The 21,956-nt window shown below is 57.4% G+C and carries 17 protein-coding genes; 6 read left to right on the top strand and 11 right to left on the bottom strand.

All coding sequences use genetic code 11. The features are described 5' to 3' along the window. Nucleotides 1-392: 392 nt before the first annotated feature. The gene (locus tag DSM3645_RS15105; RefSeq protein ID WP_002653092.1) at nucleotides 393-1,238 is read right to left on the bottom strand and encodes an MBL fold metallo-hydrolase; all 846 of its coding nucleotides are present in this window, start codon (nucleotides 1,236-1,238) and stop codon (nucleotides 393-395) included. A gap of 156 nt (nucleotides 1,239-1,394) precedes the next feature. Between DSM3645_RS15105 and DSM3645_RS15100 the strand changes: the two genes are divergently transcribed. Beyond that, nucleotides 1,395-3,674, top strand: a complete 2,280-nt coding sequence (locus DSM3645_RS15100) for an efflux RND transporter permease subunit (protein WP_002653091.1) — start codon at nucleotides 1,395-1,397, stop codon at nucleotides 3,672-3,674. Between the two features lie 139 nt (nucleotides 3,675-3,813). On the opposite strand, the gene DSM3645_RS15095 is transcribed toward DSM3645_RS15100, so the two are convergent. From DSM3645_RS15095 to hslV, 5 genes are read right to left on the bottom strand one after another with little or no spacing between them, the layout of a single operon-like run. Next, the gene (locus DSM3645_RS15095) at nucleotides 3,814-4,458 is read right to left on the bottom strand and encodes an ATP-binding cassette domain-containing protein (RefSeq protein ID WP_002653090.1); all 645 of its coding nucleotides are present in this window, start codon (nucleotides 4,456-4,458) and stop codon (nucleotides 3,814-3,816) included. Between the two features lie 7 nt (nucleotides 4,459-4,465). Then, the gene (gene modB, locus DSM3645_RS15090) at nucleotides 4,466-5,146 is read right to left on the bottom strand and encodes a molybdate ABC transporter permease subunit (protein WP_002653089.1); all 681 of its coding nucleotides are present in this window, start codon (nucleotides 5,144-5,146) and stop codon (nucleotides 4,466-4,468) included. Continuing rightward, nucleotides 5,127-5,933 carry a molybdate ABC transporter substrate-binding protein gene (gene modA / locus DSM3645_RS15085; RefSeq protein WP_002653088.1) on the bottom strand — a complete coding sequence of 269 codons (807 nt, stop codon included), beginning with the start codon at nucleotides 5,931-5,933 and terminating at the stop codon, nucleotides 5,127-5,129. Before modA ends, modB begins: the two co-directional genes overlap by 20 nt. Next, nucleotides 5,930-7,276, bottom strand: coding sequence for an ATP-dependent protease ATPase subunit HslU (hslU, locus tag DSM3645_RS15080; protein ID WP_002653087.1), 1,347 nt, complete (start codon nucleotides 7,274-7,276; stop codon nucleotides 5,930-5,932). Before hslU ends, modA begins: the two co-directional genes overlap by 4 nt. Next, nucleotides 7,273-7,815 (bottom strand): ATP-dependent protease subunit HslV, encoded by a 543-nt coding sequence (gene hslV, locus DSM3645_RS15075; RefSeq protein WP_002653086.1) that lies wholly within the window; start codon nucleotides 7,813-7,815, stop codon nucleotides 7,273-7,275. The genes hslU and hslV overlap by 4 nt, the downstream gene beginning before the upstream one ends. A gap of 77 nt (nucleotides 7,816-7,892) precedes the next feature. Here hslV and DSM3645_RS15070 point away from each other — a divergent pair, with 77 nt between their 5' ends. Then, nucleotides 7,893-8,486 carry a hydrolase gene (locus DSM3645_RS15070; RefSeq protein ID WP_002653085.1) on the top strand — a complete coding sequence of 198 codons (594 nt, stop codon included), beginning with the start codon at nucleotides 7,893-7,895 and terminating at the stop codon, nucleotides 8,484-8,486. Nucleotides 8,487-8,604: 118 nt separating this feature from the next. On the opposite strand, the gene DSM3645_RS15065 is transcribed toward DSM3645_RS15070, so the two are convergent. From DSM3645_RS15065 to DSM3645_RS28390, 3 genes are all read right to left on the bottom strand, one after another. After that, nucleotides 8,605-9,078 (bottom strand): hypothetical protein, encoded by a 474-nt coding sequence (locus DSM3645_RS15065; RefSeq protein WP_002653084.1) that lies wholly within the window; start codon nucleotides 9,076-9,078, stop codon nucleotides 8,605-8,607. A gap of 258 nt (nucleotides 9,079-9,336) precedes the next feature. Continuing rightward, nucleotides 9,337-9,723, bottom strand: coding sequence for a hypothetical protein (locus DSM3645_RS15060; RefSeq protein WP_002653083.1), 387 nt, complete (start codon nucleotides 9,721-9,723; stop codon nucleotides 9,337-9,339). 87 nt (nucleotides 9,724-9,810) lie between these two features. Continuing rightward, nucleotides 9,811-10,767: a DUF1559 domain-containing protein gene (locus DSM3645_RS28390; protein ID WP_002653082.1), complete on the bottom strand. Its 957-nt coding sequence runs from the start codon at nucleotides 10,765-10,767 to the stop codon at nucleotides 9,811-9,813. A 941-nt stretch (nucleotides 10,768-11,708) separates the two neighbouring features. On the opposite strand from DSM3645_RS28390, the gene DSM3645_RS15050 reads away from it, so the two are divergent. Continuing rightward, entirely contained in the window at nucleotides 11,709-13,040 is a 1,332-nt protein-coding gene (locus tag DSM3645_RS15050; protein WP_040351873.1) for a Gfo/Idh/MocA family protein, read from the top strand. Nucleotides 13,041-13,146: 106 nt separating this feature from the next. On the opposite strand, the gene DSM3645_RS15045 is transcribed toward DSM3645_RS15050, so the two are convergent. Next, entirely contained in the window at nucleotides 13,147-16,569 is a 3,423-nt protein-coding gene (locus DSM3645_RS15045) for a secretin N-terminal domain-containing protein (RefSeq protein WP_002653080.1), read from the bottom strand. 283 nt (nucleotides 16,570-16,852) lie between these two features. Here DSM3645_RS15045 and DSM3645_RS15040 point away from each other — a divergent pair, with 283 nt between their 5' ends. Both DSM3645_RS15040 and DSM3645_RS15035 read left to right on the top strand, forming a co-directional pair. Beyond that, nucleotides 16,853-18,253, top strand: a complete 1,401-nt coding sequence (locus tag DSM3645_RS15040) for a DUF1570 domain-containing protein (RefSeq protein ID WP_161603350.1) — start codon at nucleotides 16,853-16,855, stop codon at nucleotides 18,251-18,253. A 124-nt stretch (nucleotides 18,254-18,377) separates the two neighbouring features. Continuing rightward, entirely contained in the window at nucleotides 18,378-19,100 is a 723-nt protein-coding gene (locus DSM3645_RS15035; RefSeq protein WP_202594946.1) for an FKBP-type peptidyl-prolyl cis-trans isomerase, read from the top strand. A 77-nt stretch (nucleotides 19,101-19,177) separates the two neighbouring features. On the opposite strand, the gene DSM3645_RS28385 is transcribed toward DSM3645_RS15035, so the two are convergent. Beyond that, nucleotides 19,178-19,963 carry a phosphatase PAP2 family protein gene (locus DSM3645_RS28385; RefSeq protein WP_161603349.1) on the bottom strand — a complete coding sequence of 262 codons (786 nt, stop codon included), beginning with the start codon at nucleotides 19,961-19,963 and terminating at the stop codon, nucleotides 19,178-19,180. A gap of 177 nt (nucleotides 19,964-20,140) precedes the next feature. Here DSM3645_RS28385 and DSM3645_RS15025 point away from each other — a divergent pair, with 177 nt between their 5' ends. Beyond that, nucleotides 20,141-21,874 carry an ArnT family glycosyltransferase gene (locus tag DSM3645_RS15025; protein ID WP_002653076.1) on the top strand — a complete coding sequence of 578 codons (1,734 nt, stop codon included), beginning with the start codon at nucleotides 20,141-20,143 and terminating at the stop codon, nucleotides 21,872-21,874. Nucleotides 21,875-21,956: the final 82 nt, after the last annotated feature.

Genomic DNA, 21,956 nt, shown 5'->3' with positions numbered 1-21,956 from the left:
CAACCAACAATGGTTTCTTGTTGCGCATTGCGGGCTACTTGCGATTCACCCTCTGCCAGCTTGCCCTTGGTGGGCGAGACTTTCGGTGAATATCGATGTTGAGAGTCAATTCGGAGGCGGGAATGAGTAGAGGCGATCTCATGCGTTTGAGCATTGAAACTCCCATGATTACACAAGATGGGGTAAATGCAACATTCTCACAGGATACGAGAGGCGATTTTTCTCCCCATCTGGGCCGCTCGCATTCGCCCCCCCCGAAATAGCAGAATACGGAAATGGAGTAGGGCGAGTTGAGCCACCTAGTTCACGACAATTTGGTCGTTTTAATCGCTCTGAAGCAGGCGCTTAATCGCCCTAGTTATTAGCATGCGAACTAATAGTCACTCAGAACTTTAGAGTTTTTCGCGGATGTCCGCCGGGATATACTCGCGACGAGGATGCCGTTCGATTCGGCTGATCGGGTTGTACCGATCATGATTCCAGACGACCCAATAATCGCGGTCCGCCGCATGCCCGAAAAGGTCGTATTTCACGCGTCGAGATTGGACCAAATCGAGGTCATACGACGTGCACCACATCCGGCGTATGTGTGCGACCGTCGGCGCGACGTCCCCTAGAAACATCAAACCCTCGCCCCGCGAAGCGATTTCGATCGCTTGATGCCCGCGGGTATGTCCCCCGGTTTGAATGACTCGAACATCCGGGACAATTTCCTGGTTCCCTTCGACCAACATCAAGCGTCCCTCGGCGGCCAGGGGAAGAAAGTCATCTCCGTGATACCCGCCCGAAAGTTCGAGCGTATTTGAATTCGCGTCGTCCCACTCTGACTGCTGAATAAAGTAAGTAGCCGAGGGAAAGGTCGCCGCGATTCTCCCCTCGAGCCGGGTCGTCGCGCCTCCGGCATGATCCCAGTGCAGGTGACTAAGAATAACGATATCGATATCGTCCGGAGCGACGCCGAGCGCCGCGAGGTCCGTCAGCAGCGGCCAACCTGGCTCCAGACTATGCGACTTGCGATCCAACGGAGACATTTTTTCACCGTGCCCGGCGTCGATGAGCACCGTGTAAGATGCGCTGCGCGCCAAGACGCAATTCATCGCCAAGGGAACGCGGTTTTGTTCATCGGCAGGAGTAATGGTTCGCCAGATCGATTTCGGCACGACGCCATACAGGATTCCCCCGTCGTGCAGGAATCCGCCTCCCGAAACTAGGTCAAGTCGCCAATCGCCAATCTGCATGAGTTGTCGCCATCAATGCTGCGGGTAAGTTCGTCTTCGCGTTCAGTTCATCCTATTTGAAGCGCCATTGATGTGTTATGCTCATTCGACAAAATCGGCGAGCATTGCCGCTTTTCTTCGTAATTCCGACGCCGTAGACCTTTTTTCCAAGTTGATATGTCGTCATCTTCCTCCTCGTGGCAAGATCGATACGGTTGGCTGATCATCGCCTTCTTTTTGGCGGTGACGCCGATTCTGACTTACGGCGCCAAAGGCGCTTGGGACAGTATCAAGAACCGCGTCGAAGACTGGCTTCCCGAATCGTTTGAAGAGACGCAGCGGCTCCTCTGGTTCTATCAACAGTTCGGCACCGACGAATTGCTGATGATCAGTTGGGAAGGTTGCACCCTCGGCGACCCTCGTCTGAATCAATACAAAGCGGAACTATCGAAGCTAGATACCAGCGGTCCGGAGCCGGTGGAGTGGTTTGGCGAGATCATTACCGGCGCCGACGCAATCGAATCGCTCACCGCCGACCCGCTCGAACTTCCCCAGGAAGATGCGCTCGCACGGATGGAAGGTTGGTTGATCGGATCGGATCACCAGCAAACTTGCCTGATCGCGATCGTATCTAAAGCCGGCGAAGAAAATCGAGCCGCCGCAGTGGAATACGCCTATCAATGTGCGGATCAAGTCCAAGGGCTCACGCGCGAGAACTTGATCGTCGCGGGGCCAACCAGCGACGGGGTCGCGATTGACAACGCCAGCAAGAACTCGCTGGACCTGCTCAATCTGGGTTCGTTCGCCGTCTGCATCACGATCATGTACATCGGTTTTCGCAGCATGCGTGCGACGATGATCGTGTTTCTGATCGCCATCTTCTGCGAACAGCTCAGCATGTCAATCATGTATTTCAGCGGTCAAGCGATTGACTCGGTCCTGACCTTGGTCGCCAACTTGACGTATGTGCTCAGCATCTCGTCAGGCGTTCACCTGGTGAACTACTATCGCGAGTCGCTCGTTGATCGCCCCCCCAAAGAGTCCGTCGCGTGGGCGTTGCGCGCGGCGCTGGTTCCCTGTCTCTTGTCGGCAGGCACGACGGCTGTCGGCATGCTTTCGCTGACGGTCAGCCAGATTCGCCCGGTGACCAACTTTGGGCTCTATGCCGCCGCGTCGATTGGCGCCGGTTCGATCGTCCTGTTGCTGTTAGCGCCTGCCGCGCTTTACAAGTTTCCGGTCAATCCCCAGCTTTGGCACGATCCCAATCATGGTCCGCGTTGGCTACACGTCTTTTGGGACAAGCTTTCGAATAGGATCGACTCCCTGCGTTGGTTCATCTTCGTCACCTCACTCGTCTTGATCGGCGTTTGCCTGGCTGGCGTATCGCGGATCAAGACGTCAGCCCAGCTGCACGATTTGTTTTGGCCCGAGGCGCGAATCATCCATGACTACGATTGGCTGGAAGAACATGTCGGCCCCTTAGTGCCGATCGAGATCGTCTTGCGCATGCCCAATACCACGGATAGCCATCCAGATGGACTAAAGCTGGATGAGCAGTTCTACATCCTGAACCAAGTGCAACAGGCAGTTTCAGATGTAGATGGAGTCGAAGCTTCGATGTCGGCTGCGACATTCGCACCGCAATTCCCCGATCCTACGCAACGCGGTTTTATCGCGGTCACGCGACGCGCTTCATTTCGGAAGATCCTGCAAAATCGTCTCGACCAATATGTTGAGATGAACTACCTCAGCGACGAAGAAGACAATCACTTGTGGCGAATCAGCGCCCGCGTGCCGGCCGGCGATCGTTTGCACTACGGCGACCTGATGGATCGCGTCAAACAGAACGTCGATCACGTCTTGGCGGATCATCCCAACATCGAGCCGATCTACTCGGGCTCGGTCCCCTTGGTTTTCAAAGCCCAAACCGAGATGCTCAACGACTTGATGAAAAGCTTCGCCTTGGCGTTCATCATGATCGCCGGCATCATGATCGTTCTGCTGCGCAACGTATTCACCGGCTTCTTCAGCATGGTTCCCAATATTCTGCCCACGCTCATCGCCTTTGGCGCGATGGGTTGGCTGGGCATGCCGGTCGAAGTGGGATCGTTGTTGACGGCCAGCGCGGCGCTCGGAATCGCCGTCGATGACTCGCTGCACTTTATCAGCTGGTTCAACAAGGGGATCGCCTCCGGCGCCAATCGGCGCGAAGCGACTCGTCTGGCGTATGAGCATTGCGGCGCCGCGATGATTCAAACTTCCTTGATCTGCTCGTTCGGCTTGCTGGTCTTCGCGCTCAGCCCGTTTACGCCGATCTCGCGGTTCGCTTGGATGATGTTTTCGTTGCTATTGATCGCTCTGCTATGCGACCTGTTCATTCTGCCGGCGATTTTGCTTTGCTTTTCACGTGAGAAGAAAACGGAGGCCGGCGAAGCGCCGCCGCTCGCACACGAATAACGCCGCGCCTCCGTCCCACGAAGCGAAGAGTCGCGCCGAAAATTTCAAGTAGTACGCCATCGACTTATGGTCGCTGGTCAATTACCGTGCGGATGCAAGTCCCGGCATATGGCTTCTTCCTTTTTGCAAACGCAGCCGGCTACAAAGAAACGGAAATCGTTCCGTCGCGCAGCCAGAAGGTGCGTTCCGCCATTTGCTCGACCAACTCGGCCGAATGACTGACCAGCACAATCGGGGTCGCAAACTCTTTGGCGACCCGTTTTATGTAGTCGGCGATCCGCTCTTGCAGCGCGGACTCGACCGACGTCAAAGGCTCATCCAGCAATAAGAGTTCCGGCGAACTGACCAGCGCCCGAGCCAGCGCTACGCGTTGCTTTTGACCACCGCTCAAACTGCCGATTCGCCGCGTGAGCAGATCACCGATCTCCAGCGTTTCAATCGCTTTCGCTCTTTGCGCCGGATCGCCCCGCCGCCGTGAGAAGCCATAATCAAGATTCTGCTGTACATTGAAGTGCGGAAAAAGTCGCGGCTCTTGGAACATCACGCCGACGCGGCGCATTTCGGGCAAGACAAACAACTTTTGCTCAATGTTGACCCAGGTCGCATCACCGCAACGAATCACCCCTGACTGCGGCTGCAACAGCCCGGCGATCAACATCAACACGGTCGTCTTCCCACTTCCCGATGCGCCGCACAACGCCGTCACATGCGCATCGGACTCCAAGGTCGCATGCAACGAAAATCCTTGCGAATACTGGAACGTACAATTCAGCGACAAAACCATGCGATGCTCAGGGGGTGGTCGGTTCGACGCGGCGTTCCAGGTACTCGCTGACAAGCAAAGCGATGGCCGAAATGAAGATGGACGCGGCGATCAACATTGTGATGTTGCGCTCGCCGCCAGGCGTTTCCAATTCACTATAGATCATCAGCGGAATCGTTCGCGTCTCTCCGGCAATGTTGCCGGCGATCATAATCGTCGCGCCGAATTCGCCCAAAGCCCGCGCAAACGCCAACAGGGCGCCAGCGATCACGCCGCGTCGCGCCAGCGGCAGGGTGACGCTCCAGAAAAGATCGAGCGGGCTCGCGCCCAGTGTGCGCGCCGCATCTTCTAAGCGAGTATCGACTCCGGCGATCGCCGAACGGATCGAACGAACGAGGAGCGGAAACGAGACCACCGCCGCGGCCAGCGCCGCTCCTTTCCAGTCAAACACCAGTTGCAAGCCGAACCAATCTTCCAACCAACTGCCGACCGGTCCTCGTCTGCCGAAAGTGACCAACAGCAAATAGCCGGTCACGACCGGCGGCATGACCAACGGCAGGTTGATCACGGTTTCCAACACGATCTTGCCTGGAAATCGCTTTCGCGCCAGCAACCACCCAGCGGCGATTCCCAACGGCAAACTGGCGATCGCGGCGACCAGTGCGACCTGCAGACTGACGGCGATGGCGCTAAGGTCGGCCGGCGTCATGCTTCTCTCCGGCGGTGGTTGGCAGTGCGACGAAGTGATGACGCGCGAAAATCTCACGAGCTTCCGAAGATTGTAAAAACGTGAAAAAGCCTGCGGCCTCTGGTGACGCGCCTGTCAGCAAAACAGCGGGATAAATGATCGGATCATAACTGGTTGGATCAAGCTCCCCCAACACAATCACCCGGTCAGAGATCGCCGCATCGGTTGCGTAAACAACGCCGGCGTCGACCTCTCCGCGCTCGACATAGGCGAGCGTCGTGCGCACATCCGCGCCGCGCACGATGCGATCGGCCAGCAATTCGTAAATGCCGGATGTTCGCAGCGACTGATCGGCATAAATCCCAGCCGGTACGTTCTCGCCGGCCAAGGCGATACGCTGCGCTTTCTTTGCGATCTCACTCGGATCGGCGATCCCCGCCTGATTCTCCAGGGGCGCGATCCAAGTCAGCCGATTCGACAGCAATGCGACGCGCTGCTGGATATGATCTTCGGCGGCCAGCGCGTCGGCCCAGCGTTCGTTCGCCGAAAGATAAACATCCGCCGGGGCGCCTGACAAGATCTGCTGCGCCAGCGCGTTCGACGGACCGAAGCTAATACGAACTTGCACGCCCGAGCGGTGCGACCAGGCGTCGGCCGCTTCCTGAATCGCATTCGTCAAACTGGCGGCCGCCAGCACGGTGATTGTCTGGGCGGACTTCGCCTGATCGCGCGGTGAAGGACACCCAGCCGACGCGAGAACCGTCAGCAACAGCGCGCCAATTATTGCGGGCCGCGCGTCGCTAATCATAGAATGAACCGGCTGAGATCTTCGTCTTGCGTCACTTTCGTCAGTCGCTCGCGCACATATTCGGCGTCGATCGTTACTTTCTTCGTCGTCATGTCGGGCGCCTCAAAACTCAACTCTTCCAACAGTCGCTCCATGATCGTGTACAACCGGCGAGCGCCGATGTTTTGCGTCGTCTGGTTGACTTGAAACGCAAACTCGGCAAGTTCTTCGATCGCGTCTTCGGTAAAGTCGATCTTCAGACCTTCCGCTGCTAACAGCGCCTTGTACTGCATCGTGAGCGATGCGTTCGGCTCGGTCAAAATCCGGACAAAGTCATCCTTCGTCAGATCGTTCAATTCGACGCGAATCGGAAATCGGCCCTGAAGTTCCGGCATCAATTCGCTGGGACTCGACTTATGAAACGCGCCGGCCGCGATAAACAACACATGATCGGTCGAAACGTAGCCATGCTTGGTTTGCACGGTCGTTCCCTCGACGATCGGCAGCAAGTCGCGCTGCACTCCTTGGCGAGAAACGTCGCCGCTTTTGCCGTCGGTCGCGACGATCTTGTCAAGCTCGTCCAAGAAGATGATCCCCAGGTTTTCGGCTAGTTCGATCGCCGCCTGATTGATCGCTTCCTTGTCGAGCAGGCTTTCGCTCTCCTGCTCCAGCAACACGCCGCGCGCCTGGGCGATGGTTAGTTCACGGCGCGTCGAGTTTTTGGGCAAGATCTTCTCGAACATGCCTTGCAGATCAACATCCATCTGCTCGAGCCCCATACCGCCGATCATCATCGGCGCCGATTTTTGCTCGATCGTCAGCTCGACCTTACGCTGTTCTAGTTCCCCTCCGCGCAACATGCCGCGAAAGCGCTCGCGGGTTCGCTCGTAGTGGTCGGTCGCCTCTTCTTCTTCACTCGCCATTTCATACGAGACAGGGCGGGGGACCAACAAATCGAGCAAGCGTTCTTCGACGCGGACCACGGCGTCTTTCTCGACGTTCTTGCGTTCGCGTTCGCGAACCATCGCGATCGACGTCTCGACCAGTTCGCGCACCATGCTTTCGACGTCGCGACCGTAGTAGCCGACTTCCGTGTATTTGGTCGCTTCAACTTTCAAGAAGGGGGCGCCGGTCAGCTTCGCCAATCGGCGCGCGATCTCGGTTTTCCCAACCCCGGTCGGCCCCATCATCATGATGTTCTTGGGAGCGATTTCGGCTTGCAGATCTTCCGGCAATTGCTTGCGTCGCCAACGATTGCGAACCGCGACTGCGACGGCTCGTTTGGCGTCGGCCTGACCAACGATGTTCTGATCCAGCGCCGCGACGATTTCGCGCGGAGTCAACTCTTGCGGCGATTCGCTCACGATTGGCTCTCCATGCTTTCGACCATGATGTTATCGTTCGTATAGATGTCGATTCCCGCGGCGATCTGCAGTGCAGCTTTGACGATCTCGTCGGCGGACAAGACGCTATGATTGACCAGCGCCCGCGCCGCGGCGACCGCGTAGTCACCGCCTGAGCCAATTCCCAGCACGCCATCGGTGGGCGCGATCACGTCACCGGTGCCGCTGATCAAAAAGGTATGCTCGCCGTTAATCACCGTCATTAGCGCTTCTAGACGGCGCATTGCGCGATCGGTTCGCCATTCTTTGGCCAGCTCGGTCGCCGCCTTGGGTACGTTGTTGGGATAATCTTTCAGCTTCCCTTCAAATCGCTCTAGCAGCGAAAACGCATCGGCGGTCGAACCGGCGAAGCCGCAGATCACCTTGCCGCCCAGCAACGGGCGAATCTTGTGCGCATCGGATTTCATCACCGACGAATTCATGGTAACTTGACCGTCACCGCCGATGGCGACGCGGCCGTTGTGCCGCACGGTTAAAATCGTGGTAGAGCGTATTTTCATCGCAAAGACTTTCTGGGTTTCGATCTCTGGTTATTGTGACGGATCGACCTTCGCGCGGCTAGGACCGCTTGCTGCCAATGAACGCGTTGTCTGAATCCCCCGGCTATTTCCGTAGCCCGCTGTTGATGTCACGCAGCGATACCGCGCTGCTGCTGATCGATCTGCAAGAGCGGCTGATGCCGGTGATTGACCAGGCCGAATCGATCGTGGAGAACGTGCAACGTCTGGTTCTGACGGCACAGCTGTTCGACATGTCGGTGCTGGGAACCGAACAGTATCCGAAGGGTCTGGGGCCAACTGTCGAGCCGCTTCATTCGCTGCTGAACGACCTGCCTACGAAGCTCACCTTCAGCGCTTGCGGCGTTGACGGTCTGTTGAAGGAGTTGCCCCAGCGAGCGATTCACAAATTGCTGCTCGTCGGAGTCGAAGCCCATGTTTGCGTGCAACAAACGGCGCTTGACCTGCTGGCGGCCGGCTTTGACGTCTATATCGCGGTCGACGCGATCGGCTCACGATTCCCGCTCGAAAAAGATATCTCGCTCCGCCGCATGGAAAACGCCGGCGCTGTCCTTACGACCACCGAAGCAGCCATGTTTGAATGGTGCGAACACGCCGGCGACGACCTCTTCAAACAGGTCAGTCGGTTAGTGCGAAAGAAACACGCAGAGTAAGCAAGGCCGAAGTTGTAAGGTCTATCGCTGATCTCAAAAAACAACAACCGCCTACTTTGCTACAGCAAACGCCGCAACGATCACAACAACCTTCGTGCGCCGCTTTCCGCTCTCTCTCCTACCCCGCCAGCTTCTCAAACTGCGACAAGATCTCCCGATCATCTCCCCATTCTTGGCGACAACCGTCGGGTTGTTCGAGCCAGACTGAGCGCTGACCGTCGCGGCCAACGACGCGCCAGGTTTCGCCTCCCCGGTGGACGCGGATGATGCGGCCGGCGGCGTCTAAGATCGGCAACGAATTGCGCAGGCGAACTCGGTCTCCCTGCTGCAACGGCTGGCCAGTCGAGATCGTACCGGCCGAGCGGGCGATCAACGCATGCAAACTTTCGTGCCGCAGCGCACATTGCCAGACGGCGCGGCGCACGGCCGGCGAGGAGAGCGGCTTCAAACCGCGGGTCTGACCATCGAACAACGCCCGATTCAAACTTTGACGAGCAGGGGTTCCTAGAGAGTCAAACCACCACTGAATCAGGTTCCGCGCAGCGCAATCGGCGACATAGGCCTGAAGCGTTTGGAGCTCTGAGTTCAGCACAGGCGACCTTTCCCTTAGACACAAGCTATCGTCCTTCTCCCTATATCGACCTTCGAACCGGCTTGTCTGCGAAAACCATGTCGAGAGCTGTCTGGAGCAATCGCGAAATCTAGGCAAACTGTGCCGAAAGTACCGAGCTGAGGTCGCAAAAGCTGGCGATTGATCCGGGGAGCCAGCCGGATGACGAAATTCGGAGCGCGCAGAACAAAGGGGCGAGATATCTCGCCCCTTGAGCAGCTTTGGAGAACTGCAAGCCGGCTATTTTTTCTTGGGACGATCGACCGTCAACACAATGTCGCTGGCGGAACCTTCCACGTTCAACTCCAAGTCGGTCGAGCGGTAGTCAATATAACGCTTGTCAATCAGCATTTTCGGCGCGGTGTAATCTCCTTCGGACGCTCCCTGGACGATGATCTTGTAGTTTCCATCCGGAAGTCCTTTGGCGATGGTAAAGTTTCCCTGGTCATCGATCGGAGCAATTTCGGAGTAAGTACCGCTGTCGAAAATCAATTCTCCCTGCGTCAGCGGAGAACCATCTTCAAACTGAACCTTACCTCGCACGGTGGCGCCCCCCTGACCGCAGCCGATGGCGAACATCAGCAGCGGCAGTGTGCAAAGCGACAGCGCAATTTGTTTGCTAGACATGATGAATCTCGAAAATAGGGCGTTGTTCTGGATTGTTGTGAGGTCGAAAGCGATGAAGAACGGCTTCTCGCCAACCGTTCCCGCGGCTTAAAATTCGCCCAGAACTTGGCCGTCGGCACAATTACCGAGGTTGGCGAGCGTGTTTTGCGAGATGTTGGTGCTGATATTGCGAACCGATCCGTCACCCAAGACAAACTGGCAAATGCCGGGGTGCCAACTGCCGTGCCCCTGACCGTTGTCAGGACGAGCATTATCTTGCGGGCCGCGTCCCAAACGTAAACGAATCGAACTAGCGACCGAAAACTCGCGCCATTCGTTGCTGGCGAACAAGTACGAACCATCCGCCGCTCCGTTTTCATCGCAGCAAACGTTAAGTTGGTTCTGTCCCAGACCTTTTTCTCCCAGCATCGCCGTATTACTAAGACCATCGGAGACGCGAGCAAAGCTATCGCGTCCGACCGCCGGGCCGCAGGGATTGCTGTCATTTGCGGCGATCGGCTTGCCAACCCGCAGCATGCTCTTCACGCGATCCACGTCTCCCGTATTGTAGGGATCCATGTAGAAGTTAAACGTCGTGCTGTTATCGAAATAGCCGACAGCAGAATAGTCCGACATCGGACCCGGCGTGTCGCCGGTTGCGATTTGAACGCCGCTACGTCGCGACGGGCAAGTCATGTAAGGAACCGACGCGACGGCTTCTTGCTGCGTCGCGGTTAAATCGGTGAAGATTGTGTCTTTCCAATTGTCGGTATTACCCAAGTGCAGCAGATCATAGACGGCGGTTTGCTCGGTGTACGGCATCAAATGGACCCAGACGCTGTAACCTTGCTGGCAATTGACCAACGGCGGCAACTTGTTGTAAGTGCCGTGAAAGTTATGGACGGCCAAGCCCATCTGCTTCAGATTATTGCTACAAGTCATCCGTCGAGCAGCTTCACGCGCCTGTTGCACCGCAGGCAAGAGGAGAGCGATCAACACGCCGATGATGGCGATAACGACCAACAGTTCGACGAGCGTAAAGCCCGGTTTGCGAAGTCTGCTCATTATTAGTTCCCAATTAAAATTTTTAACTTGCGTCCGATTTATACCGGAGTCTAGGCGCCGTGAAATTCAAACTCAACCGTGGCCACCTGCAAAAAGCCTGAATAAATTCGCCGGTTCAAAAAGAATCTCAATTCGACCGTCGATGCCTACGATTTCTTACCCACTTTGCGGTCGGCGCCGGTGAAATATTGGCTCCCGACTTAGGCAGAAGGGTAGCAGCGAGCGAACGCTTCCGACAATTCTCTCGCGGTGCGGCTGATCCAAATTCATGGCACCTTGCTTCAGCCCGGAGACCAGCAGCGTGAAGTCCAGATCGACCACCTCTCGGTCCTCCACCACGCGCAATCTCAGCTCGGCCGTGGATCAAAGCGTCAAGCTCACACTTTAAAATGGCGTGAAAGATCGATCAACGTGCGACTAGCAGACAAAGAATCGCGATGAAGGGGGCAATTCTCAATTAGACGCCACTAGAAAGGATTTTTTCGTGGCAAAGGAAAATAAGAGGACGGTAGAAAATCCTAGTTCCATGGTGTGGTTTTCCGCAGACACCACGCTACAGAGGTAAACACGACCGCAATCCGCTTCGCCTGAAGGTGGATCTTTGCTCGGAGCATTCCTTTCTCCTTCCGATCCCCAAGCGCATGCATGCCGGGATCATCGCTGAGGGACGCAGGCTTTTCTGCAAGCCAGAGAACGCGCTCTCCTTTCGATAGCCAAGAGATTGAACCTCGGACGATTCCCCACTTTTCCACAGCGGCTCCGGCGGCTATACCGATCCCCGACGCTCGGACCGATTTGTCCGCATGATCTCAGGTGATATCTCTTGGATCCGCCAACCTGCAGAATTTTATAAAATCAGGTTGACGGGCGCTATTCCCGTCGGGCAGACTAGGGATTCCTACCTAGATGCCCCCACCCACCGACCCTCTTGAGAAATGTTCATGAATCGAAAGACAAGTCGACGTCACTTTGTGAAACAACTCGGCTTGGCCGGCGCTGCTTTGGCGCTTCCGGCCGCTTCTTATTCGCGCGTCTTGGGCGCGAATGAAAAATTGCGCGTCGCCAGCGTCGGAACCGGAGGCAAAGGCTGGAGCGACTTGCTCGGCGTCGCCGCTAGCCCGGCGGTCGAAGTCGTCGCCCTTTGCAACATCGACAGTTCGGCCGATCATCTCGGGCGTGCCGCTGAGAGGTATCCGTCGGCCCTCACTTACGCCGACTATCGCAAGATGCTCGACAAGTCGGACGACATCGACGGCGTGATTGTCTCGACGCCTGACTTTATGCATGCTCCGATCTCGCTCTCGGCGATGGCGCTAGGCAAGCATATCTTCTGCCAAAAGCCGCTGACCCACACGGTCAAAGAGGCTCGGCAGATGCAGTTGGCCGCGCAAAAACAGAAATTGGTCACGCAGATGTGTAACCAGATTCAGTCGCACAGCGCCTATCGCACCGCGGTCGCGCTGGTGCACGCCGGACAGATCGGCAAAGTCCTGGAAGTCCATTCCTGGCAAGGTGGACAACCAAGCTGGCCCCGCAATATCGATCGTCCTGCTGGATCGGACCCTGTACCGACGACCGTCGCTTGGGATCTCTGGCAAGGGGTCGCTCCGCGTCGTCCTTATAAGACCGGCATTTACCATCCGTTCAACTGGCGCGGTTGGCAAGATTACGGCACCGGGCAATTGGGTGACTTCGGCTGCCATATCCTGGACCCGGTCTTCAAATCGTTGGAGCTCACTGCGCCGCTCGAACTGGTCGCCGAAGCTCCGCCGCTCAAGCCGGAAACCTGGACCGACAAAGCGACCGTCAGCTACGTCTTCCCCGGCACCGAACGCACCGCCGGTGATACGATTCGCGTCACCTGGTACGACGCAGCCGGAGTTCAACCGCCGGCAGAAGCGTTGTCGAGCCTGCCGAAATCGGCCGAACTTCCCAAAGCCGGCTCGATTCTGATCGGCGAGAAGGGATCGTTGATCATTCCGCACGTCGCGATGCCGAAGCTCTACCTCAAAGGGGAAGAGACCGAAGCGAAGTACGACACGGTCGCAGGAGTCGATCACTACGTGCAATGGGCGGACGCTTGTCGTGGGGAAGACAAAACGACATCGACGTTCGACTACTCGGTCCCGCTCACCGAGACCGTGCTGCTAGGCACCGTCGCGATTCGCTTCCCTGGCCAGACGCTGAAGTGGGACGCGGCCAAGATGACAATCCCCGGCTTCAGCCAGGCCGAGCCGTTCCTGTCGAAAGAGTATCCCAAAGGCTGGATGTAGTCCGACCTGCTCGAGATGCGAAGCAGCGCATGCTTGCAAAAAAAGAGACCGCACGGTTGGCGTGCGGTCTCTTTTCACTTCTTGCTGATGTAGCGAAAACCGAATCCTAGCGTCCGCCGCGACCTCCGCCGCCACCGGGAGCGCCGCCGCCACGACCTCCGCCTCCGCCGCCGGGAGCGCCGCCGCCGCGACCGCCGCGTCCTCCGCCGCCTTGTTCCATCGCGCCGCGAATACGATTGAACATTTCCATCCGCTGACGCATTGCGTCGGCGTCGGCCTGGCTCGGAGCCTGGGGTTGATTGGGGGTCGATTGACCATTGGTGCTGGACGTGGCCGACGTTGTGTTGGAAGTGACGTTGGCGCCGAGGATCGATCTCAGCGCGTTTTGCACCGTCTCTGGATTCGACTTGCGAATGTTGACCACCTGCATCGTTTCTTGCGAATCGGAACCAGCTTGATCGAGCTGTTCGACAAGCAATTTCACTTCATCAAACAGCGGGTCGGGGGCTGATACGACCAGCGCGTTGCTGCGCGTGTCGACGCCGATGGTCATCTTGGGCGGTTCGCTAGGAGCGCCACCCTGGCCGCCTTGACCGCCGCCGCCGCCACGACCGCCGCGACCTCCGCCCAGGGCGCGAATGAAATCTTCCGGACTCGGCTGACGCTGCTGACCGCCGCCGCCCGAATCGGCGATGCGATCGGCATAAACCTGCTTCACCACGTTCAGCACATCGTTGGCCGGTTGATACAAAACCGGGATCATGCGCGGCTTGGCTTTGGTCTGCACATCTTCGGGACTATGCGGTTGATCAATGATCTTGAGCAACTGGTCAATGACTTGGACATCCGCCGCACTCCCTTTGACAACCAGGGCGTTGAGACGTCCATCGGCGACCACCGAAAAGCTGCCGGATGCGGTGTAGCTTCCGCCGTCGCTTCCGCCTAGTCCCAATAGCGAACCCATCAGGCCGCCGCCGCCTCCTAGCATGCTCGACGCCATGTCGCCCAGCAGTCCGCCCCCGGCGTCGCCGCCGCCGGAAGCAGCTTGACCGGTCATTATTTTGGAGAGCAAATCGGCCGCCACGTCGGCTGGCGCGTGCTTCAGATAGAAGACCGTATAGTCAGCGCCGCTGTTGGCGATCCGGTCTCCCAGCATTTGAATCAATTCTTCGAGCTGATCGAGCGCTTCGGTATCGTCCGAGGCGATAACGATGCCGCCGGGCCCCGGCATGATGATGATCTCGGCAGGCGGTTTCGGAGTCGCCGGCTTTTTCGGCTCGGCGGATTCGGCCTGCACCGGTTCCGTCGTCGCATCCTCGGCTGCGTCAGCGACCGTCGTTTCACTCACAAAGCGAAACGGAGAGGTCGAAGTCGCGTTGGCCGATTCGTCCTCGCGTGGTGTGGTCGGCTTTTTGGCCGGCGGGAATAGGAGACGCAGATTCTCTTGGAATTCCGCTTCGACCGGCGAATCTTGGGGAGCGACCGTCCGAATCGGCGGCGCCGAAGGACGGACGACGCGAATCCGAGCCGTGCTGACGGTGGGCCAAATCATTTCCAGCTCGTCCAGGATCTGCGACGATGACGCGCCCGGCAACGACAGAGTGCGAACTCGGCCGCGGTCCAACGACGATGCGAGCGCCGCTTCGGGGTCTTCTCCCATCTGTTTGAGCAGATCGTTGATCTGCGCGATTTGATCCTGCGTTCCGCGAACCAGCAACATGCCGCTGATCGGGTCGGCGTCGACGATCGGAGCGCTGGGGTTGGGCGTTTCTCCACCGCCGCCAAACAGTTTGCTGATCGACAACACGGCCAACTGCGGATCGACGGTCTGCAGTTGAATGACCGAAATCTTTTTCGAGTCACGTTGCATCTGTTCAAGCGTCGCCCGAATCGTCGCGTGTTGCGACGGCTTGGCCAACGCGACCAAATTGCCGGTGTTTTCGTCAATCGCCAAGCGGACTTCCGGCAAGCCGGCCAGCAACGTCTGCATCACTTGCAACGCCGTCTGCGGCTGCGAGGATCCGACGGCGTAGACTTCCAATTGCGGCTGTTCGCTGATCGCGACCATGCCGCCCGGCTCATCGACCATCTTGAGAATTTCTTGCACGCGGCTGGTCAATTCGGGCTCGCCGCTCACAAACAAGCGTCCCCCCAAAGCGTCAACCGCGATCCGCAAGGTACCGTCGTCGGTGCCGTTCGCTTCCGGCGGCAGATCCAGCAATTGTCGCACGACAGTCAGCGCCTCTTCGGGGCCAACATTCTCGAGCGTAACAATATGCACCTTCTCGCTCAGGGGCCGTTCGACCGCGTTGATCACATCGCGAATCGTCCGCAAGCGTCCTGCCGTCTCGGTCACAAAAATCTGCTTCGACTTCGGCAGCACCACGACCTGACCTTGCGGTCCGATCAGTTTCGAGATCTCCGCTTCCGCTTCTTCCGCAGTCATGCGGCTGAGCGTAAAGAGCGTCTTGACCAGTTCGTATTCGCCGCGTTCGTCCAGCTTTTCGGCCGGAACGGTCGTCACAAAGTCGGGCGGAATTCCGTCTTCCAGGTTCACCACCAACAACATTTTGTCGCGTCGAACCAGCGTATAGCCTTTGGTCAGCAAGACGCTGTTCAGCAGGTCAATCGCTTGAGCCGGCGTATAAGCGCGGCCATCGGTGTAATTGAAGGTGCCGGACGGCGGCGCGTCCATCACCATCGACAGATCCGATTGCTCCGCGAACCAATCCAGCACGTCCCGCCAGGGAGCGTAACGGAAGCTGAAACGCAACAGCGGTTCTCCATTGGGTCCCACTTCCGGCTTCGGCGCGGCCGCCTTGTCGCTGGGGGAAGGAACATTCGCATCGACAGGAGCGGCGGCGACTGCCGGTTTCATCTCGGCAGGCGTCGCTTCGGCAGGCGGAGTCACCGCGGGAAGCGGATCGGCAGGTTCACCCACCAGGCCGGCCATCTGGTCCCAAGCCGCTTGTTGCGTAGGGCTCAACAATTTGCGGGACTCGCGTTCAAATTCTTTGCGAGCCGCTTCCACCGCCGGAGCACCCGCCGCTTGGGCGGCGTCAATCTTGGCCGCGAGTTGGCCGATTTGCGTCTGTTGATCGGCGGTTAGCTTTAATGAGTCGGCCATTTCCGTCGTCAGCAGCGACTTCATGCCTGCTTGCTTCACGCCAAATTGCTTGAGCCCCTGTTGCTGATCCGCGGTCAGCAGCGCAAAGCCGAGCTTTTCTGATTCGGCGACAAACGGCGCAAGCTTCTCGGCCTGCTCTGCTTTCGTCAGATCCTGGATCGACAGCGCCAGCTCTAAGGCCTTGTCTTCGCGGTCGGCGATCAGCTGCTTTAGCTTTTGCTGAGTCTCGGCGTCGATGTTCAGTTTTTCGGTCGCGTCTGAGTCAAGCGCATACGCCAACACCCCCACAAATTCTGGGGTGGCCGCCGAAACCGGCGTCAGGAAGGTAGAAAAGCAGACGAGCGCCGCCAAAAGGAGCCCGCCAGTTTTGAAATGGGGAATCGCGACCATCGTGGTATGCATTGACCCGATAAAGGAAAAATTGCGCCAAATAATGCCGTAAGCTCTTCTAAAACAATAGTTTAGAGAATCACGTTTGGCGAGATTCGGAAGAGCAAGTTGAGTGGAACAAGAAACTGTCCCGTTTGTTTAACCCGGAAAGCCGGAGTTTGTGTCCGCAAACTATTCGTTTTTCTCGGATTTCACCGGCGGGAAATTCCTTGCCAGAAAGGAGTTTAGCCGCAAAATAGAGGCAACCCTTCCCAACCTCTTCTCGAACGTCCTCGATCGCAGCCGAATGCTTGCCATGAGAAAACTAGCGATTTGCCTTGTTGCATGGTCGCTCGCCCTGCTAGGAGGGGGAGAGAACCTACTTGCTCAGGGGACAAAAGTCCCCAACCCCAGAGCGTTTGGGATCGATCTGCCGCCGGGAGTCATTTCTCACAATCTTACCGGTAGCGTCGAAGTCCGCGATGAAGCCGGCGAACAGGTCATCGGTCGAATCCATGTGATGATCGGCAGCAATCTAATTGTCGAGCTTCCCGATGGCCAATTGGTGACCCGAGCGGTCAGCGACCTGCGACGAACCGACACACCGTTCAAAGGGCTCGACAAAAAGTCGTTGGCCAAACAACTGGAAGAAAAATTCCCCGGCTTCAAGACGCGCACCAGCCGGCATTACGTGTTCGTCTACAACACGTCCAACGAGTTTGCCGAAGCGACCATGCGTATTTTGGAATCGATGATTCCAGGCATGCAGAAACATGCCAAGGCGCAGCGGATTGATGTGCATGAGCCGGACGTTCCGCTGGTCGCGATCATGTTTGCAACCGAGGCCGAATACCAAGAGTTCAGCGAGGTTCCCGAAGGGATTGTCGCCTTCTACGATACGCTGGCCAATCATGTGGTGATGTACGAACGCCCCACGAATCCCCCGCTAAAACAAGACCTTTATTACAAACAGGCGATTTCCACGATCGCCCATGAAGGCGCCCATCAGATCTTGCATAACATCGGCGTACAACAGCGACTTTCGCGTTGGCCGATGTGGATTTCGGAAGGAATCGCCGAGTATTACGCGCCGACCGAATTCGGCACGCGGATGAAATGGAAAGGCGCCGGCGTCATTAACGACATGCGGATGTTCGAGTTGGAGTCGTACATCAAAGGTAAAGACGCCGAACAAGCCGATGGAATCATGGTCGAACAAACCGTCAAAGCGGCCCGCTTAACGTCGACCGGCTACGCTTCGGCCTGGGGTTTAACGCACTATCTCGCGTCGCAGCGGCGATCTGATTTCAATGATTTGATGCGTGAGTTAAGCGCGATCAAGCCGATGGAGGGCTCGGTCAACGTCTCGACCGGCGGGGTAATCCTCTCGAATCAAGATGATTTCTCAAAACATTTTGGCGCCGACCTCAGCGAGATCGAAAAGGGGATGGTCGCTCATCTCAAATCGCAACAATACAACCATCCGTTTGCAGAATTCGCCCATTTTACAGCGACAGTCAGGATCATTTCGGACGGCAAAACCTACGGAACCGCGAATGTGTTCCATGCTCAGGACCTGGCCGCCCAGTGGCAAACGCAGCAGTTAAAAAAGCTGACTCCCGAGCAACGCGCCGGGGCTCAGGTCGAAATTCGCTTGTTTCGTAACCGAGGGGAAGCCGAGCGATTCGCGTCGCAATGGCTTCGCTCAATCCGCTAGTCTCGCTCTTCCCCGATTTCCAATTCGCGCCAGATCTTCAATAATACTTACCGTCAAGGCGCGTCCGCGAGCGTCTACCCACCAACTTGCCGCCGGTAGCGGCCTCTCCTTGAAAGGATTATTTATGAAACGCGTCCTATGTATGACGCTGGCGCTCCTCTCGTTCGGTCCGGCCGTTCTGCAGGCTCAAGAGCCGGCCGCGCCGCAAGCGGAACTTGGTTCGACGATGCAAAAGGCCTCTTACGTCATCGGACGTAACTTTGGCACGAACATCAAATCCGATCTCCCCACGATCGACGTCAAAGCGTTGCTGCTGGGCATCACCGAATCGCTGGAAGGGAAGGATTCGCAACTGACCCAAGAACAGATCCAAGCGACCATGGTCGAATTCCAGAAAATGTTGATCGCCGAACAGCAAAAATCGATGGATGCCGCCAAAGAAAAAGGGATTGCGTTCCTGGCCGAAAACGCCAAGAAGCCGAACGTAAAGACGACCAAGAGCGGCCTGCAGTACATCGTCGAAAAGGAAGGGACCGGCCCCTCGCCGACCAAAGAAAACGACGTGGTCTGTCACTACAAAGGCGAACTGCTCGACGGCACCGTCTTCGATAGCTCGTACGAACGAGGCGAACCAGCTCGGTTCCCCGTCAGCCGCGTGATCGCCGGCTGGACGGAAGCGCTGGAACTGATGAAGACCGGCGCCAAGTGGAAACTGTTCGTTCCGTCCGATCTCGCCTACGGCGAACAGGGCAATCCGACCATTCCGCCGAACTCGGTGCTGATCTTCGACATCGAACTGCTCGAAGTCCTACCGCCGGCCGCCGCTGCCCCGGGCGGCGCCAAGTAACGCCAGTTGGCTCTCTAGAGCCTTCTACTGCGTGAAGATGTTTCAACCCAATAGCGGGCGTCGCCGAGCGACGTCCGCTATTTTTCTGCGCTCTTCGTAACGCCCCAGATGCGGCGAAAACGACGCACCCAGGCATTCGCCCAACGAATTAAGCGACCGTGATCCAAGATCACCGCGGCAAAGACAGTTCCGACCGACCAGCCCCAAATTACGTCGCTGGGAAAATGAGCGCCTACCAACACGCGCTGAAAACCGGCCATCAACGTCAGCCCCACAAACAGCCAGCGGCCGTGTGGATAGATCAACGTCAACGCAACCGCCAGCGCGGCGGCGGTCGCCGAGTGGGCCGACGGACAGCCTTGGTAATCATGCTCGCCGAGATGCGACCACGCGGCTGAATTGAATAGCGGCAGCGCCGCATAAAACGTCCCCCAAATCGATTGCGTAAAGTCGAACGCATGCGGACGAATGCGGGCCAACAGCGAAACTTTTAGAATGTTGGCCAACATGCCTCCCCCCAGCGCGGTGAGCAGCGGCACAAAAAACAAGTTGCGATGTCGCCGATCCAAGACGGCCAGCGCAATCACGATCACAATGACCCCGGTCCCATGGGCAAACGCTTCGCTCAACAGAAACAGAGTCCGCAGGTCTCCTTCGATCTTCCAGGCCAGATCGCCGGGCTCCACAAAATTGGCGCCTGCCGCATGGTCAATCGGCAGCGCGAGAAATCCGAGCAAAAACAGCGCAGCCGCCAGATAATAGACGCGCCGCATCGAGGTCGGCGCGGCGGCTAGTTCCTCGGCGTAGACCGCCAGCGACGGCGACTCGACCGCGGTCGCAATTTTTTGGGGCTTTGACGCCAATTTCTCAACTGCCAAACAATCGTTCAGAAAGCTTCGTATCATACAAGTCGAACAGTGTAGCGGGCAGTATGCTGGCGTCGAACAGCAAATTCCAGCCATGGAATTGACGTTGCTTTCTGCTGGCGCCTCAGAGTAAGCTTCGACAGCCTATTTTCACACGATAGCAAAGGATTGCTTATGAAGGGGGGACGACTTGCCCCTTGGCTGTTGGCCTGCGTATCTGCAGCGGCGTTTTTCATCAATCTCGGCGGCCCTCGGCTGTGGGATCGTGACGAACCGCGCAATGCCGGCTGCGCGGTCGAAATGCTGCAAGCCAACGACTGGATTACTCCGCGCTTCAACGACGAGGTTCGCTCTCACAAGCCGGTCCTGCTGTATTGGCTGATGATGACTTCCTACTCGACATTGGGGGTCAACGAGTTCGCCGCGCGCTTTTGGTCCGCCGCGCTGAGCGTTTCGGTCGTGCTGCTGACTTACGACATGGGACGTCGACTGTTCAATCCCGAGGCCGCGTTTTGGGGCGCTTTGGCGCTGGCGACGTCATTGATGTTTGCGATGGCGGCTCGGATTGCGACGCCCGATGCGCTGTTGATTTTTACCGTGGCCCTGTCGATGTGGGTTTACGTCTGGGGAGTGGGCGATTGGTCGAAACCCGATTCCAAATATTATCCAGAAACGTGGTGGAAAGTCGCGCTCCTCTACGGATCGATGGGACTCGCGATGTTGGCCAAGGGTCCAATCGGCCTGGTGCTGCCGACGGCGATCATCGGAATGTTCCTGTTGATCCAGCGTTTGCCTGCCGACGCGGCGACCGGTTGGCGTCGTTGGCTCACGCCGCTGAAGCCGTTCGCGCCGCTGCACTTTCTCAAAACATGCTGGTTCATGCGTCCCGCTTTGGCGATCGTCGCCGCATTGGCCGTCGCGCTGCCCTGGTATCTGTGGGTCGCGCTGCGTGAATTCGCTTGGATCCAAGGCTTCTTCTGGGAACACAATCTCGGCCGTGCGACGTCGGCGATGGAAGGGCATCAAGGGCCTGTCATCTTCTATGTTATCGCGATCTGTATCGGCTTTTTTCCGTGGTCAATTTTCTTCCTCGAGACCATTCTCGACGTCGGCGCTCAAATCGGTCGCCGCGCGAAGGAGACGCCCGGCTTGATCTTTCTGGCCTGTTGGTGCGGAGTTTGGATCACGCTGTTTACGATCGCCAAAACAAAACTGCCGAGTTACGTCACGCCCTGTTATCCCGCTTTGGCGCTGCTAGTCGGCACGGCGCTGGCGCGACTTGTTTCTGGTGAGACGCAAGTCAGCCGGAACTGGTACATCAGCGGATTTGCGATTTCGATCATGATCGGCATTGGATTTTTGGTCGGCGCCCCGTTAGCGATCGATCAATTCATCCCAGGCGAAACCATTTTGGCGGTGGTCGGCATCGCACCGCTTGTGGGAGGAATCGCCGCGATTTACTTCCTCCGCAAAAATCAGCCAGGCGCCGCACTATCGGTTTATGGAGGAACAAGTCTCGCGTTCATCCTGCTGATGTTCGCCTTCGCGGCCCAGCGGATTGATCGGCACCAATTGAATCAACCGATCATTTCGCTCCTGCGCGAGAGCGACGACGAACTGTTCGCCTACAACACGCTCGAGCCGAGTTGGATCTTCTATAGCGGGCGCGCGATTCGCGAGGTGAACGGCGACGAGTCGCTGCTGCAACAGTCGATCGCATCCAGCCGGTCTCCATTGATCGTCACCACGCGCGGGCACTACGATCGGCTATCGGCCGAAACGCAACAACAACTGAGCGTCATCGAGTCGGCGCCCTACTTCCTGCGCAAGGATGAATTGATCGTTCTAGCGCCAGGTGATTCTCCCCTAGCCAAGATGGCTGCGCTACGTAACTCAAATTCTCGCTAGGCTTTAAGATCGACGGTGGGAGTCGCATTGATTCGCTGCCGAATCGCCATATTCTCTGCGGAAAAAGATTGACGCCTTAAGA

It is taken from the genome of Blastopirellula marina DSM 3645 (assembly GCF_000153105.1).
Classification (GTDB): domain Bacteria; phylum Planctomycetota; class Planctomycetia; order Pirellulales; family Pirellulaceae; genus Blastopirellula; species Blastopirellula marina.
The sequence above is the reverse complement of the archived record's forward strand: the minus strand, read 5'-3'. Positions and strand labels throughout refer to the sequence as shown.